The sequence below is a fragment of the Pseudokineococcus basanitobsidens genome, assembly GCF_037482545.1.
Lineage (GTDB): Bacteria > Actinomycetota > Actinomycetes > Actinomycetales > Quadrisphaeraceae > Pseudokineococcus > Pseudokineococcus basanitobsidens.
In genome coordinates this window covers 81,806-95,125 of sequence record NZ_JBBIAA010000006.1, presented here as the reverse complement: position 1 = coordinate 95,125, position 13,320 = coordinate 81,806, and the positions used below count along the sequence as shown (strand labels likewise).

Here is a 13,320-nt window from a genome sequence, read left to right as displayed (position 1 = left end):
GGCGACCGCCGCCGGCGGCGGGGACGCCGGGGCCCGGTGCCCCGGGCTAGCGTGCGGCGCATGACGACCGAGGGCCCGCCCGGGCGAGGCGAGGGGTCCCCGGTGGTCCCCACGGCGTCGGACGACGCACCACCACCACCGCGGCCGGGGGACGTCGGGGTGCTCCCGACGACGGGCGCGGTCGCGGTCGGTCGTCCGGGGGCGGGCGGGTGGCGGACCGTCCGCCGGGCGCTCGTCGCCGCCGTCCTCGCGGGCGTCATCACGGCCGGTGTGCTGCGGGTCCTCGCTCTCGTGCTTCTCGAGGACGGCCCGCAGGCGCTCGTCGTGGGCGTCGCGCTCGCCCTCCTGCCCGTGCTCCTCGTCCTCGCCGTCTTCCTGTGGCTCGACCGGTACGAGGCGGAGCCGGCTGCGCTGCTGGTCCTGGCCCTGGGCTGGGGGGCCGGCGTCGCGACGACGGTCGCCCTCGCCGTCAACGGCCGCGCCAACGTCGCCCTCGACGACGGGGGACCGCCGGGCCTCCTCACGCTCGCGGTCGTCGCGCCGCTGACGGAGGAGGTCGCGAAGGGGCTGGGCGTCGTCGCCGTGCTCCTGCTGCGCCGCCGCGAGTTCGACGGCGTGGTCGACGGGATCGTCTACGCGGGGATGGTCGGGATCGGCTTCGCCCTCGTCGAGAACGTCCTCTACTTCAGCGCCGCGCTCGTGCAGGGGGGGACGGCGCAGCTCGCCGTCACCTTCGTGCTGCGCGCCGTCGTCGCCCCCTTCGCGCACCCGCTGTTCACCATGGCCGTCGGCGTGGGCCTGGGTGTCGCCGTCGGCCGGCGCTCGCGCGCCCGGTGGCTGCTGCCGCTCGCCGGCCTCGTCGTGGCGGTGGCGCTGCACGGCCTGTGGAACGCCTCCACCTTCCTGCCGGGCGGCTTCCCCGTCGTCTACGTCCTCCTCCAGGTCCCGGTCTTCACCGCGGCGGTCGTCCTCGCCGTGGTGGCCCGGCGCCGGGAGCGCCGCCTCCTGCGCGAGCACCTGGACGTCTACGCCCGCGCCGGCTGGCTGACGTGGTCGGAGGCGGCCATGGTCGCCTCCCTGCCCGAGCGCCGCCGGGCCCGGCGCTGGGCGGCCGGCCTGGGCCCGGACGCCGGGGAGGCCATGGCCGACTTCCAGCACGGGGCCTGCGAGCTGGCCTTCCTGCGCGAGCGCCTGCGCCGGGGGACCGCCGCGGCCGCGGCGCGCGAGGAGGAGCGACGTGCGCTCGCCGACCTCTGGCGGCTGCGCGAGCGCTTCCTGGTCGGCGCCGTGGCCGGGGCCACGGCGCCCGGCGCCCCCGCCGACGCCCCCGCCGACGCAGGGGCCCCTCGAGCGGCGGTGCCCGCGTGAGCGACCGTCTGCGTGCCCGGCTGTCGGACGAGCGGACGAGCGGGCTGCTGCTGCTCGCCGGTGCCGTCGTCGCCGTCGTCTGGGCCAACTCGCCCTGGCGGGACGTCTACACCGCGTTCTCCGGGCTCACCGTCGGCCCCGCGGCGGTCGGGCTCGACCTCGACCTCGCGGCGTGGGCCTCGGACGGGGTCCTGGCCCTGTTCTTCTTCGTCGTCGGCCTCGAGATCACCCGCGAGGTACGGGTCGGCAGCCTGCGCGACCCGCGCCGCGCCGCGCTGCCGGCGCTGGCCGCGGTCGGCGGGATGGCGGCGCCGGCGCTGCTGTACGTCCTCGCGGTGACGCAGCTGGACGGGGAAGGGCTGCGCGGCTGGGCGGTCCCGACGGCGACGGACATCGCCTTCGCCGTCGCCGTGCTCGTCGTCGCGGGCCGGGGGCTCCCGGCCAGCGTCCGGACGTTCCTGCTGACCCTCGCGGTCGTCGACGACCTGCTCGCCATCACCGTGATCGCGGTCTTCTACACCGACGACCTCGCGCTGGGCTGGTTCGCCGCCGCGCTCGTCCCGCTGGCGGCCTTCGCCTGGCTGGTGCGCCGCCGGCCGACCACGCAGGGGGCGCACCGCGCCCTCGTTGCCGGCGCCGTGGTCCTCGGCGTCCTGACCTGGGTGCTCGTGCACAGCTCGGGGGTCCACGCCACCGTCGCCGGCGTCCTGCTCGGTGCCGCCGTGCCGGCCGTCCGGCGCTCCGGCGAGCAGACCTCGGTCGGCGACCGCGTCGACCACGTCGTCAACCCGCTGTCCTCGGGGGTCGCGCTGCCGATCTTCGCCTTCTTCGCGGCGGGGGTCACCGTCGCGGGCACGGGAGGGCTGGGGCAGGTCCTCGCCCACCCCGTGGCGGTCGGCGTCGCGCTGGGGCTCGTCGGCGGCAAGCCGCTCGGGATCATGCTCACCGTCAACCTGCTGGAGCGGTTCACGAGCCTGCGCCTCGCCGAGGACCAGGCGCCCCGCGACCTGGGCGGCGTCGCCGTCCTCGCCGGGATCGGCTTCACCGTGTCGCTCCTCGTGTGCGAGCTGGCGTTCCCCCCCGGCGAGCTGCGGGAGGCCGCCAAGGTCGCCGTCCTGTGCTCGTCGACGCTCGCGGCCGTCCTCGGCGTCGTCGCCCTGCAGCTGCAGAAGCGCCGCATCGGCCGCGACCCCGCCCGCGCCGACGCCATCGGCTGACGGCGGGGCGGTCGGGCCGGGGCGCCGGCCGGGGCCCCACGGCTACCCTCGGCGGCAGGGCGCAGCCGCCCTCGGCCCCCGTAGCTCAGCGGACAGAGCAGCAGACTTCTAATCTGACGGTCGCAGGTTCGATCCCTGCCGGGGGCGCCCCTCCCCACCTGGCAGGCTGCTCCCCGTGAGCGAGGCGGGCGACGGCGGGCAGCTCCTGGCCTCCCTGGAGCGTCTGCGCACCGAGCTCGACGGTCTCCGGCTGCCGCTCGACCTGCCGGACGCCGGACGGGGTCGCGCCGGTGCCGCCGCGGTCCGCGACCAGCTGGACGACTACCTGCTCCCGCGCCTGCGGCAGATCGACGCGCCGCTGCTCGCGGTGGTCGGCGGCTCCACCGGCGCCGGCAAGTCCACGCTCGTCAACTCGCTCCTGCGGGAGCGCGTGACGCGCGCCGGCGCGCTGCGGCCGACGACCCGCTCGCCCGTGCTGGCCCACCACCCCGACGACGCCCCGTGGTTCACGGGCGACCGGGTGCTGCCCGCCCTCGCCCGCTCGACCGGGGGCGACGAGCCGGGGGGGCCGGCCGGCGCCACCAGCCCGGCGGCGAGCGGCCTGCGGCTCGTCTCCTCGCCCGCGGTCCCCGCCGGCCTGGCGCTGATCGACGCCCCGGACGTCGACTCCGTCGTCGACGCCAACCGGGCGCTCGCGGCGCAGCTGCTCGCCGCCGCGGACCTGTGGGTCTTCGTCACCACGGCCGCGCGCTACGCGGACGCCGTCCCGTGGGACCTGCTCGCCGGCGCGGCGCGCCGCGGGGCCTCCGTCGCCGTCGTCCTCGACCGGGTGCCCGCCGGTGCGGGGGACGACGCGGTGCTGCGGGAGGTGCGGGCCGACCTCGCCGGGATGCTGTCGCGCGGAGGTCTCGGCGCGGCGCCGCTGTTCACCGTGGTCGAGGCCGACGGCGGCGACGTCGACGGCCTGCTGCCCGAGGCGGCCGTCGCGCCGCTGCGGTCGTGGCTGGACGGGCTCGCCGGCGACGCGCGCCGCCGCTCGCTCGTCGTCCGACGGACGCTCACCGGGGCGCTGGACTCCCTGCCCGAGCGGCTCGCCCCGGTCGCGGGTGCTGCGTCCGCGCAGGCGTCGGCGTCCGGCCTGCTGCACGACGACGTCGTCGCCGCCTTCGCGACGGGGCGCGAGGAGCTCGAGACCGAGCTGACCGACGGCACGCTGCTGCGCGGCGAGGTCCTCGCCCGCTGGCAGGAGTTCGTCGGGACCGGCGAGCTCTTCCGCTCCCTCGACGCCGCGGTCGGCCGGCTGCGCGACCGGGTCGGCGCCCTCGTCCGCGGCCGACCCGCCCCGGGGGCCGAGCCCGTCGGCGCGGCCGTGCGCTCCGGCGTCGCCGACCTCGTCCGCGCCCGGTGCGCCGGCGCGCTGGACCGCACGCGCGACCGGTGGGCGTCCCGCCCGGCCGGCGCCCAGGTGCTCGCCCTCGCGGGCCCGGCGCTGGAGCTGCCCGACGGCTTCGACGAGAGGGTCGCCCGCCTGGTCCGCGACTGGCAGCGCGGTGTCCTCGACCTCGTGCGCGCCGAGGGGGAGGGCCGGCGCACCCGCGCGCGCGTCCTGTCCTTCGGCGTCAACGCCCTCGGCGTCGCGCTCATGGTCGTCGTCTTCGCGAGCACCGCCTTCATCCCCACCGGCGCCGAGGTCGGCGTCGGGCTCGGCGCCGCGGCCGTCGGGCAGCGCCTGCTCGAGGCCGTCTTCGGCGACGCCGCCGTCCGGGCGCTCGCCGCGCGGGCCCGCGCCGACCTGCTGCGCCGGGTCGACGAGCTCGTCGACGTCCCCCGACGTCGTCTCGACGAGGTCCTCGACGCCGCCGGGGTCGACGACGCCGCGGCCGACCGGCTCGCCGCCGCGCTGGCCGACGTGGCCGCCGCGCGACGGGCGGACGCGTGAGCCCCTTCGGCCGGCGGGCCGCCACCGCGTCCGGCCCCGCGGGCGGGCTCGTGGACGGGCGCGCGCTCGTCGAGCGCGTCGGGGCGCTGCGCGCGGCCGTCGACGCGGGGGGCGGCAGGCTCGAGACGGACGCCGTCGCCGCCGCCGAGCCGGTGCTGCGGCGGGCCGAGGAGCGGCTGGGGCTCGGGACCGGGCGCACGGTCGTGGCGCTCGCCGGGGCCACCGGCAGCGGCAAGTCGAGCCTGTTCAACGCCCTCGCCGGGCTGCCGCTCGCGCAGACGGGCGCCCGACGCCCCACGACGGCGTCCCCGACGGCGTGCGTGTGGGGCCCCGAGCCCGCGGAGGAGCTGCTGGACTGGCTCGAGGTGCCGCGACGGCACCGGTCGGATCGCGAGAGCGCCCTCGACGCCGGCGACCAGGTGGACCTGCACGGCCTCGTGCTGCTCGACCTGCCGGACCACGACTCGACGACGCTCGCGCACCGGCTCGAGGTGGACCGGCTCGTGCGCCTCGTGGACCTGCTCGTGTGGGTCGTCGACCCGCAGAAGTACGCCGACGACGCGCTGCACGCCCGGTACCTGCGCCGCCTCGCCGGGCACGACGACGTGGTCCTGCTCGTGCTCAACCAGGTGGACCGGCTCGCACCCGCCGACGCGGACGCCACGCAGGAGGACCTGCGCCGGCTGCTCGCCGAGGACGGCCTGGCCCGCGCCGACGTCCTGACGACGTCGGCGCGCACGGGCGCCGGCGTCGCGGCGCTGCGCGGGCGGCTCGCCGACGCGGTCGCCGCGCGGGCGCTGGCGCTGCGCCGCACCGAGGCCGACCTCGAGGACGTCCGGGCGTCGCTGGCGCGCGGGGTCGCCGCCGACGTGGTGCCCGTGCCCGCCGCCGAGGACCTGCCCGGCGCCGACCAGCTCGTCGGCGCCCTCGCCGGCGCCGCCGGCGTGCCCGCCGTCGTCGACGCCGTGGAGGGCGACCACCGCCGCCGGGCGGCCCGTCGGACCGGGTGGCCGCCGCTGCGCTGGACGGCGCGGCTGCGCCGGGAGCCGCTGCGACGGCTGGGCCTCGAGGGACGCCGTGCGAGCGGGGACGGCGAGGCGCCCGAGCTCGTCGTCAGCTCGGTCCCCGCCCCGACCCCCTCCCAGCGCGCCGCCGTCGAGCTCGCCGGCCGTCGCGTCGGCGCGGGGTGCTCGCAGGGGCTGCCCCCGCGGTGGGCCGCCGCCGTCCGCGAGGCCGCCGCGCCCCCCGGCCCCGAGGTGGCCGACGCCCTCGACCGCGCCGTCGTCGGCGTCGAGCTGCCCCGCACGTCGCCGCGGTGGTGGGCGGTGGCCGGGGCGGCGCAGGTGGTGCTGGCGGTCGCCGCGGTCGTGGGTCTCGTGTGGCTGGCGGGGCTCGGCGTCGCCGCCTGGCTCCAGCTCCCCGACGCCGCCGTGCCCGCGGTCGGCCCGGCCCGCGAGGACGGCACCCGGGTGCTGCCCCTGCCGACCGCCCTGGCCGTCGGGGGGCTGGTGCTCGGCGCGCTCCTCGCCGCGGTGTCCCGCCGCGTGGCCGCGGCCGGGGCCCGTCGGGAGCGGCGCCGCGCCGCCGAGCGCCTCGAGGCGGCCGTGCGCACGGTCGCGGCGGACGCCGTCCTCGGGCCCGTGGCCCGGGTCCTCGCCGAGCACGAGCACGTCCGGTCGTCGCTGGCGCCGCCGGCGACCACGCCTCGGAGGGACGCGCCGCGGAGGACGGCGCGACGGCGGGCCGGGGCCGCCGCGAGCGCGGCGGGGGACGAGCGCCGCGGCCACTAGCCTGGGGCGCATGGCCGAGTTCATCTACACCATGACCAAGGCGCGCAAGGCGCACGGCGACAAGGTCATCCTCGACGACGTCAGCATGTCGTTCTTCCCGGGCGCGAAGATCGGGGTCGTCGGCCCCAACGGCGCCGGGAAGTCGACGATTCTCAAGATCATGGCCGGGCTCGACCAGCCGTCCAACGGCGAGGCCCGCCTCTCGGCCGGCTACAGCGTCGGCATCCTCGAGCAGGAGCCGCAGCTCGACGAGTCCAAGGACGTCCTCGGCAACGTCAAGGACGGGCTCGGCGACATCGTCCGCAAGAAGGAGCGTTTCGACGCCATCGGCGTCGAGATGGCCGAGCCCGACGCGGACTTCGACGCCCTCATGACCGAGATGGGCGCGTTGCAGGAGGAGATCGACACGGCCGACGCCTGGGACCTCGACTCCCAGCTCGAGCAGGCGATGGACGCCCTGCGCTGCCCGCCGGGCGAGGCCGACGTCACCGTCCTGTCCGGCGGGGAGAAGCGTCGGGTGGCGCTGTGCAAGCTCCTGCTGTCCAAGCCCGACCTGCTCCTGCTCGACGAGCCGACCAACCACCTCGACGCCGAGAGCGTGACGTGGCTGGAGCAGCACCTCGCCGCGTACCCCGGCGCCGTCCTCGCCGTGACGCACGACCGGTACTTCCTCGACAACGTCGCCCAGTGGATCGCGGAGGTCGACCGCGGCCGGCTGTACCCCTACGAGGGCAACTACTCCACCTACCTGGAGAAGAAGCAGGCCCGGCTGCAGGTGCAGGGCAAGAAGGACGTCAAGATGGCCAAGCGCCTGGCGGACGAGCTCGAGTGGGTGCGCTCCAACGCCAAGGGCCGCCAGACGAAGTCCAAGGCCCGCCTCGCGCGCTACGAGGAGATGGCGGCCGAGGCCGAGCGCACGCGCAAGCTCGACTTCGAGGAGATCCAGATCCCGCCGGGTCCCCGCCTGGGCAGCCAGGTCATCGAGGTCTCGAACCTGCGCAAGGGCTTCGGTGACCGCGTCCTCATCGACGACCTGTCGTTCACGCTGCCGCGCAACGGCATCGTCGGCGTCATCGGCCCGAACGGCGTCGGCAAGACGACGCTGTTCAAGACGATCGTCGGTCTCGAGGACGCGGACGGCGGCGACGTCAAGGTCGGCGACACCGTGAAGATGTCGTACGTCGACCAGGGCCGCACCGGGCTCGACCACGGGAAGACGCTGTGGGAGACCGTGTCCGAAGGTCTCGACTACATCCAGGTCGGCAACGTCGAGATGCCGTCGCGCGCCTACGTCTCGGCCTTCGGCTTCAAGGGCCCCGACCAGCAGAAGCCCGCCGACGTCCTGTCCGGGGGGGAGCGCAACCGGCTCAACCTGGCGATGACCCTCAAGGAGGGCGGCAACCTGCTGCTCCTCGACGAGCCGACGAACGACCTCGACGTCGAGACGCTCGGGAGCCTGGAGAACGCGCTGCTGGAGTTCCCGGGCTGCGCCGTGGTGATCTCCCACGACCGGTGGTTCCTCGACCGGGTGTGCACGCACATCCTCGCCTACGAGGGCACCCCCGAGAACCCGTCCAGCTGGTACTGGTTCGAGGGGAACTTCGACGCGTACGAGAAGAACAAGGTCGAGCGGATGGGCCCCGACGCCACCCGCCCGCACCGCGTCACCTACCGGCGCCTCACCCGCGACTGACGCCCGCCGCGGACGACGTCCGCGACGACGACGGCCCCTCCCGCCGCGGCGGGAGGGGCCGTCGGCGTCAGCGACGGCGCGGGACGCGGACCATGCCCTCCTGCGCCACCGTGGCGGCCAGGACGCCGTCACGACGGAAGAGCGAGCCGGTCGCGAGCCCCCGGTCGCTCGAGGCGCTGGGGGAGCGCTGCCGGTAGAGCAGCCACTCGTCGGCGCGCGCCGGCCGGTGCCACCACATCGCGTGGTCGAGGCTCGCGACGCGGACGCCGCGGGAGGCCCACGTGAGGCCCTGGCCCGTGAGCACCGGCTCCAGCAGCGAGTCGTCGCTCGCGAAGGCGAGCACGGCCCGGTGCAGCACGGGGTCGTCGGGCAGGCGCTCGCCCGCGCGCAGCCACACGGCCTGGCCGTCGCCGGGCGGCAGCGCGTCGACCGGGACGTGGCGCAGCTCCACCGGGCGCGAGCGCACCCACGACCTCGCCCAGGCGCGCAGGTCTGCGCCGGAGGCGTCGCCGGGCGTGCCGTCCGGCGCCCGCCAGGCCGCGGGGGCGTCGTCGGTGCCGAGCACGTCCGCGGTCGCCGGGAGGTCCTCCGGCCCGGGGACGTCGGGCGCCGCGTCCTGCCGGTCGGCCCCGTCGGCGGGTGCCTGGAAGGACGCGATCATCGACAGGATCGGCCGGTCGGCCTGCAGCGCGTGCACGCGACGGGCACTGAAGGACCGGCCGTCGCGCAGCCGCTCGACGGCGAAGGTGATGGGCCGCGAGGAGTCCCCGGCCCGCAGGAAGTAGCCGTGCAGCGAGTGCAGCGGCCGGCTCTCGGGCCCGACGGCGCCCTGCCCGTCGGCTCTCTCGTCGCCGCCGGCCGGCTCGTCGCCGATGGTCCGCGACGCCGCGACGACCGACTGGGCGAGCACCTGGCCGCCGAAGACCCGCCCGTGCGGCTGGGGGAGGCTCCCGCCGGAGAAGAGGTCCTGCCCGCGGTCGTCGAGGCCCTCCGACGACAGGTCCAGGACGGCGAGCAGCCGCCGGAGCGACTCCCCGGGCGGTGGTGCCTCCCGGCCGTCGGGAGGTGTCGGCGGTCCGTCGGCGTCCGGCATCCCGCGACCGTACCGGCGTGACCGACGCCTCCCGGCGGGCTGCGACGATGCCGCCATGCCCGCTCGTGAGGTCCCCGTCCCGCTGCGCTGGTCCGACATGGACGCCTACGGCCACGTCAACAACGTCCAGCACCTCCGGCTGCTGGAGGAGGCGCGCATCTCCGCCTTCCGCACCTGGTCGGGGGAGGCGACGTCGGACTCGCCGGTGCGCTCGGGGACGATCGTGGCGCGCAACGAGGTCGAGTACCTCGTGCCGCTGAAGTTCCAGCACGAGCCCGTGACGGTGCGCCTGTGGATCAGCCGCCACTCCGGCGCCAGCTTCGACCTCGGGTACGAGGTGCGCGGGCGGGCCCAGGACGCCCCGGACGACGGCCTCCGCGCGGACGCCGAGGGCTGGGTCGTCTACGCGCGGGCCGAGTCGACGGTCGTCCTCGTGGACCTCGACACCGGTCGGCCGCGCCGCCTCACGCCCGCCGAGAGCGAGATGTTCGCCGCGCTGGACGGCCCGCCCGTGGAGCTGCGGCGCCGGGCCCGCGAGCGCGCCGCGAGGGGCTGACGCCGCGTCTCACGCCGGTGCGCGCGGCGCCTCGACGCCGTCCTCGTCCCCGTCCTCGTTCCCCAGGGACCCGGGCAGCTGGTCCGGAGGCAGCGCGAGCAGCGCGTCGGCGAGCTCGGCGTCCGCCACGAGGGTCGTGAGCCACCCCGTGCGCACGGCCGCGAGGACCGCGGCCGCCCGCCGCGCGCCGTAGGCGACGGCGACGACCTCCGGGACGCCGGCCAGGTGCTCGAGGTCGAGCGCCACGACCCGCCCGTCGAAGGTGCTCGGCACCCGGCGCCCGGCCGCGTCCAGCAGCCGCCCGCTGATCTCCGCGACCGCCCCGTCGCGCAGACCGGCGGCGCGCTCCTCGGGCGTGACGGCGGGCCAGATCGTCGAGGCGTCCTCCCGCCACCCGCCGATCGCGACGACGGCCGTCGTGAGGTCCCGCACCCGGCCCAGCGCGCCGGCGACGCCGGGGTCACGACGCAGCGCCGTCGCGGTCTCGACGTCGGCCGTCACGAGGGGCGCGTAGACCGGCAGCGAGCGCCCGCCGGCGACGGCGGCGACCTGCCGGACGATCTCGACGGTGCCGGCGCGCCCGTCGTGCAGCGCCCCGGCGAGCTGCACCACGGTGCAGGGCGGCAGTCGCTCCAGCACCGTGGCGGCGTGGGCGAGCGTGCGGCTCCACGTGAGCCCGAGCACCTCCCCCTCGACGAGCAGCTCCTCGAGCAGGGCGGCCACCGCTCCGCCGACGTGGCGGCGGACGGCCACGTCGTCCCCGGCCGGCACCTCGACGACCACGGCCCGCTCGAGACCCAGCGCCGCGGCGAGCTCCACCGAGCGTGCGGGGTCGGCGCCCCCCGGGACGACGACGGTGACCCGGACGACGCCGCGCTCGGCGGCCTCCTCCAGGAGCCTCGCCACCTTGAAGCGGCTGACCCCCATCGCCGCGGCGATCTGGACCTTGCTGTGGCCGAGGACGTGGAAGCGGCGCGCCACCTCGCCGAGGAGCACCAGCCCGGTCGGTCCCGGCGGGTGCTCGTGCCCCCGGGCGGCCGGCGTGGTGCTGGTGCCGGCGCGCGGCGGCGCGTCCGGTCGGACGGAGGTGCTGACGTCGTCGTCGAGGGTCACCGCGGTTCTCATCCGTGAGTCGTCTCCGCTCAGGTGAGCGGGCGCTGACCGTACCGCGCCGACCACCGCCGAGGCCAGGAGCGCGGGGCCCGGAGCGCGGGGCCCGGAGCGCGGGGCCCGGAGCGCGGGGCCCGGAGCGCGGGGCCCGGAGCGCGGGGCCCGGACCGCGGGGGAGAGCCCGGAGGCGGCGGGCGTCAGACCTCCGGGGACGGGTCCCGGAGCCAGGCGGTCGTCGTCGGCGGCAGGCTGCGGCCGTCCCCGCCGTGGGCGAGGTCGCCGCTCACGAGGAGCACCTCGGCGCCGTCGGGCAGCCGCACCGGGGTGTCGCCGAGGTTGGCCACCACGAGGGCACCGCCGGTCCGCAGCGCCAGGACGCCGTCCTCGACCCGCGCCAGGCCGTCGGCGTCCGTCCACGTCAGGGACGGGGAGGACCCGAGCGCCAGCTCCCGGCGCAGCCGCAGGGCGGCGCGGTACATCTCGTACGTGGAGCCGGGCACGTCGCGCTGCCGGTCGAGCGCGAGCTCGCCGTAGGCGGAGGGCTGCGGGAGCCACGAGGCCGACGTCGGCCCGAAGCCGAAGGAGGGGGCGTCGCCCTCCCACGGCAGGGGCACGCGGCAGCCGTCGCGGCCGCGCACCGCGTGCCCGGAGCGCTCCCACGTCGGGTCCTGGCGCGCGTCGTCGGGGACGGCGACGTCGGGCAGCCCCAGCTCCTCGCCCTGGTACACGTAGGCGCTGCCCGGGAGGGCGAGCATGAGGAGAGTCGCCGCGCGGGCGCGGCGCAGCCCGACCTCGGCGTCCGGCGCCGCCGCGGAGGCGTCCAGCCCGTCCGGGTTCCCGCCGTCGGTGCTCAGGCCGAACCGGGTCGTGTGCCGGACGACGTCGTGGTTGCTCAGCACCCAGGTCGGCGGCGCGCCGACGGCGTCCATCGCCTCGGCCGTCGCGTCGACGGCGTCGCGCAGGTCCGCCGCGCGCAGCGGGGAGACGAGGTAGGCGAAGTTGAAGGCCTGCTGCATCTCGTCGGGCCGGACGTAGCGGGCGAGGCGGTCGAGCGGCTCGACCCAGGCCTCGGCGACGAGCATGCGGTCGCCCTCGTACTCGTCGAGCACCCGGCGCCAGCCGCGGTAGACGTCGTGGACGCCCTCCTGGTCCCACATCGGCGGCGGCGTGCGCGCCTCGCCGTGCTGCCCGGCGAGCGTGCCGCTGATCATCTCGAGCTCGGCGTCCCACTCGGGCAGGCCCTCGGCCTTGACGAGGCCGTGGGCGACGTCGACGCGGAAGCCGTCGACCCCGCGGTCCAGCCAGAAGCGCAGGACGTCGTGGAACTCCTCGCGGACCTCGGGGTTGCTCCAGTCGAGGTCGGGCTGGGAGACGTCGAAGAGGTGCAGGTACCACTGGCCGGGCGTGCCGTCGGCCTCGGTGATCCGCTCCCAGGCCGAGCCGCCGAAGACCGACCGCCAGCTCGTGGGCGGCAGCTCGCCGTGCTCGCCGCGGCCGTCGCGGAAGAGGTAGCGGGCCCGCTCACGGCTGCCCGGTGCCGCGGCGAGGGCCTCGCTGAACCAGGCGTGGTCCCAGGACGTGTGGTTCGGCACGAGGTCGACGACGACCCGCAGCCCGAGCTCGTGGGCCCGCGCGAGCAGCGCGTCGGCGTCCGCGAGGGTCCCGAAGCGGGGGTCCACGGCGCGGTAGTCGGCGACGTCGTAGCCCGCGTCGTGCTGGGGGGAGGTGTAGAAGGGCGAGAGCCAGAGGGCGTCCACGCCGAGCTCGACGAGGTGCGGCAGCCGCGCCGTGATCCCGGGCAGGTCGCCCATCCCGTCGCCGTCCGCGTCGGCGAAGGAGCGGGGGTAGACCTGGTAGATCACGGCGGAGCGCCACCACTGGTCGCCGGCGGAGGCGCCGGAGGTCTGCTCGACCGGGGCCGCGCGCGGCGTCGGCGGCCGGGCGCCGCCGGTCTGGTCGGTGGTCGTCTGGCCGGGGGCGGAGGTCGTCGACATCGGCGACGACGCTACCGGCGCCTCGTGCGCCCCCGGTGCGCCGTCCGCCGACCGGGCGCCGGGACGCCCCGGACGGGGTCAGCCGTCGAAGGTGTTGAGCAGGCTGTGCGCCGCGCGCTCGAGGTAGTCCCACAGCTCGGCGTGCAGCAGCGGCGGCAGGTCGAGGGAGTCGACCGCCTCGCGCATGTGGTGGATCCAGCGGTCGCGCGCCACGGGCCCGACGGCGAAGCCGGCGTGCCGCATCCGCAGCCGCGGGTGCCCGCGGGTGTCGGAGTAGGTCGTCGGGCCGCCCCAGTACTGCTCGAGGAACATCCGCAGCCGCTCGCGAGCCGGGCCGAGGTCCTCCTCCGGGTACAGGGGACGCAGGACGTCGTCGGTCGCGACGCCGTCGTAGAAGCGGTCGACGAGACGGACGAACGTCTCGTGCCCGCCGACGGCGTCGTAGAACGTCTGCTGCCCGCCGGGGCCCTGGATGCGCACCGTCCCAGTCTCGCCCAGGCACACGACCGCCCCGAGCGGCCCGGCGCGGGCGTGCGGCCCCCTGGGGGACGAGCCTGAGG

10 protein-coding genes and 1 tRNA gene are annotated in these 13,320 nt (G+C 77.2%); 7 read left to right on the top strand and 4 right to left on the bottom strand.

Going from position 1 to position 13,320, the window contains the following annotated elements:
* The first annotated feature begins 60 nt into the window (after window positions 1–60).
* From WDZ17_RS07975 to ettA, 6 genes are all read left to right on the top strand, one after another.
* Window positions 61–1,368, top strand: coding sequence for a PrsW family intramembrane metalloprotease (locus WDZ17_RS07975; RefSeq protein ID WP_339574613.1), 1,308 nt, complete (start codon window positions 61–63; stop codon window positions 1,366–1,368).
* Window positions 1,365–2,585 (top strand): Na+/H+ antiporter NhaA, encoded by a 1,221-nt coding sequence (gene nhaA, locus WDZ17_RS07970; protein WP_339574612.1) that lies wholly within the window; start codon window positions 1,365–1,367, stop codon window positions 2,583–2,585. The genes WDZ17_RS07975 and nhaA overlap by 4 nt, the downstream gene beginning before the upstream one ends.
* A gap of 74 nt (window positions 2,586–2,659) precedes the next feature.
* Window positions 2,660–2,732: transfer RNA gene (locus WDZ17_RS07965), tRNA-Arg, on the top strand.
* A 28-nt stretch (window positions 2,733–2,760) separates the two neighbouring features.
* Entirely contained in the window at window positions 2,761–4,524 is a 1,764-nt protein-coding gene (locus tag WDZ17_RS07960) for a GTPase domain-containing protein (protein ID WP_339574611.1), read from the top strand.
* A complete protein-coding gene (locus WDZ17_RS07955; RefSeq protein WP_339574610.1) occupies window positions 4,521–6,314 on the top strand; it encodes a GTPase in 1,794 nt (597 codons plus the stop codon). Before WDZ17_RS07960 ends, WDZ17_RS07955 begins: the two co-directional genes overlap by 4 nt.
* Window positions 6,315–6,324: 10 nt before the next feature.
* Complete coding sequence (ettA, locus tag WDZ17_RS07950) at window positions 6,325–8,007, top strand: energy-dependent translational throttle protein EttA (protein ID WP_339574609.1); 1,683 nt, start codon at window positions 6,325–6,327, stop codon at window positions 8,005–8,007.
* Between the two features lie 67 nt (window positions 8,008–8,074).
* On the opposite strand, the gene WDZ17_RS07945 is transcribed toward ettA, so the two are convergent.
* On the bottom strand, window positions 8,075–9,100 hold the full coding sequence (locus WDZ17_RS07945) for an acyl-CoA thioesterase (RefSeq protein WP_339574608.1): 1,026 nt from the start codon (window positions 9,098–9,100) through the stop codon (window positions 8,075–8,077).
* A 55-nt stretch (window positions 9,101–9,155) separates the two neighbouring features.
* Here WDZ17_RS07945 and WDZ17_RS07940 point away from each other — a divergent pair, with 55 nt between their 5' ends.
* On the top strand, window positions 9,156–9,656 hold the full coding sequence (locus tag WDZ17_RS07940; RefSeq protein WP_339574607.1) for an acyl-CoA thioesterase: 501 nt from the start codon (window positions 9,156–9,158) through the stop codon (window positions 9,654–9,656).
* A 9-nt stretch (window positions 9,657–9,665) separates the two neighbouring features.
* Here the strand turns inward: WDZ17_RS07940 and WDZ17_RS07935 are convergent, their stop codons facing one another.
* The 3 genes from WDZ17_RS07935 to WDZ17_RS07925 all read right to left on the bottom strand — a co-directional run bounded on the left by WDZ17_RS07935 (window position 9,666) and on the right by WDZ17_RS07925 (window position 13,240).
* Entirely contained in the window at window positions 9,666–10,781 is a 1,116-nt protein-coding gene (locus WDZ17_RS07935) for a sugar-binding domain-containing protein (RefSeq protein ID WP_339574606.1), read from the bottom strand.
* A 182-nt stretch (window positions 10,782–10,963) separates the two neighbouring features.
* Complete coding sequence (locus WDZ17_RS07930; RefSeq protein WP_339574605.1) at window positions 10,964–12,760, bottom strand: glycoside hydrolase family 13 protein; 1,797 nt, start codon at window positions 12,758–12,760, stop codon at window positions 10,964–10,966.
* Between the two features lie 78 nt (window positions 12,761–12,838).
* Window positions 12,839–13,240 (bottom strand): globin, encoded by a 402-nt coding sequence (locus WDZ17_RS07925; protein ID WP_339574604.1) that lies wholly within the window; start codon window positions 13,238–13,240, stop codon window positions 12,839–12,841.
* Window positions 13,241–13,320: the final 80 nt, after the last annotated feature.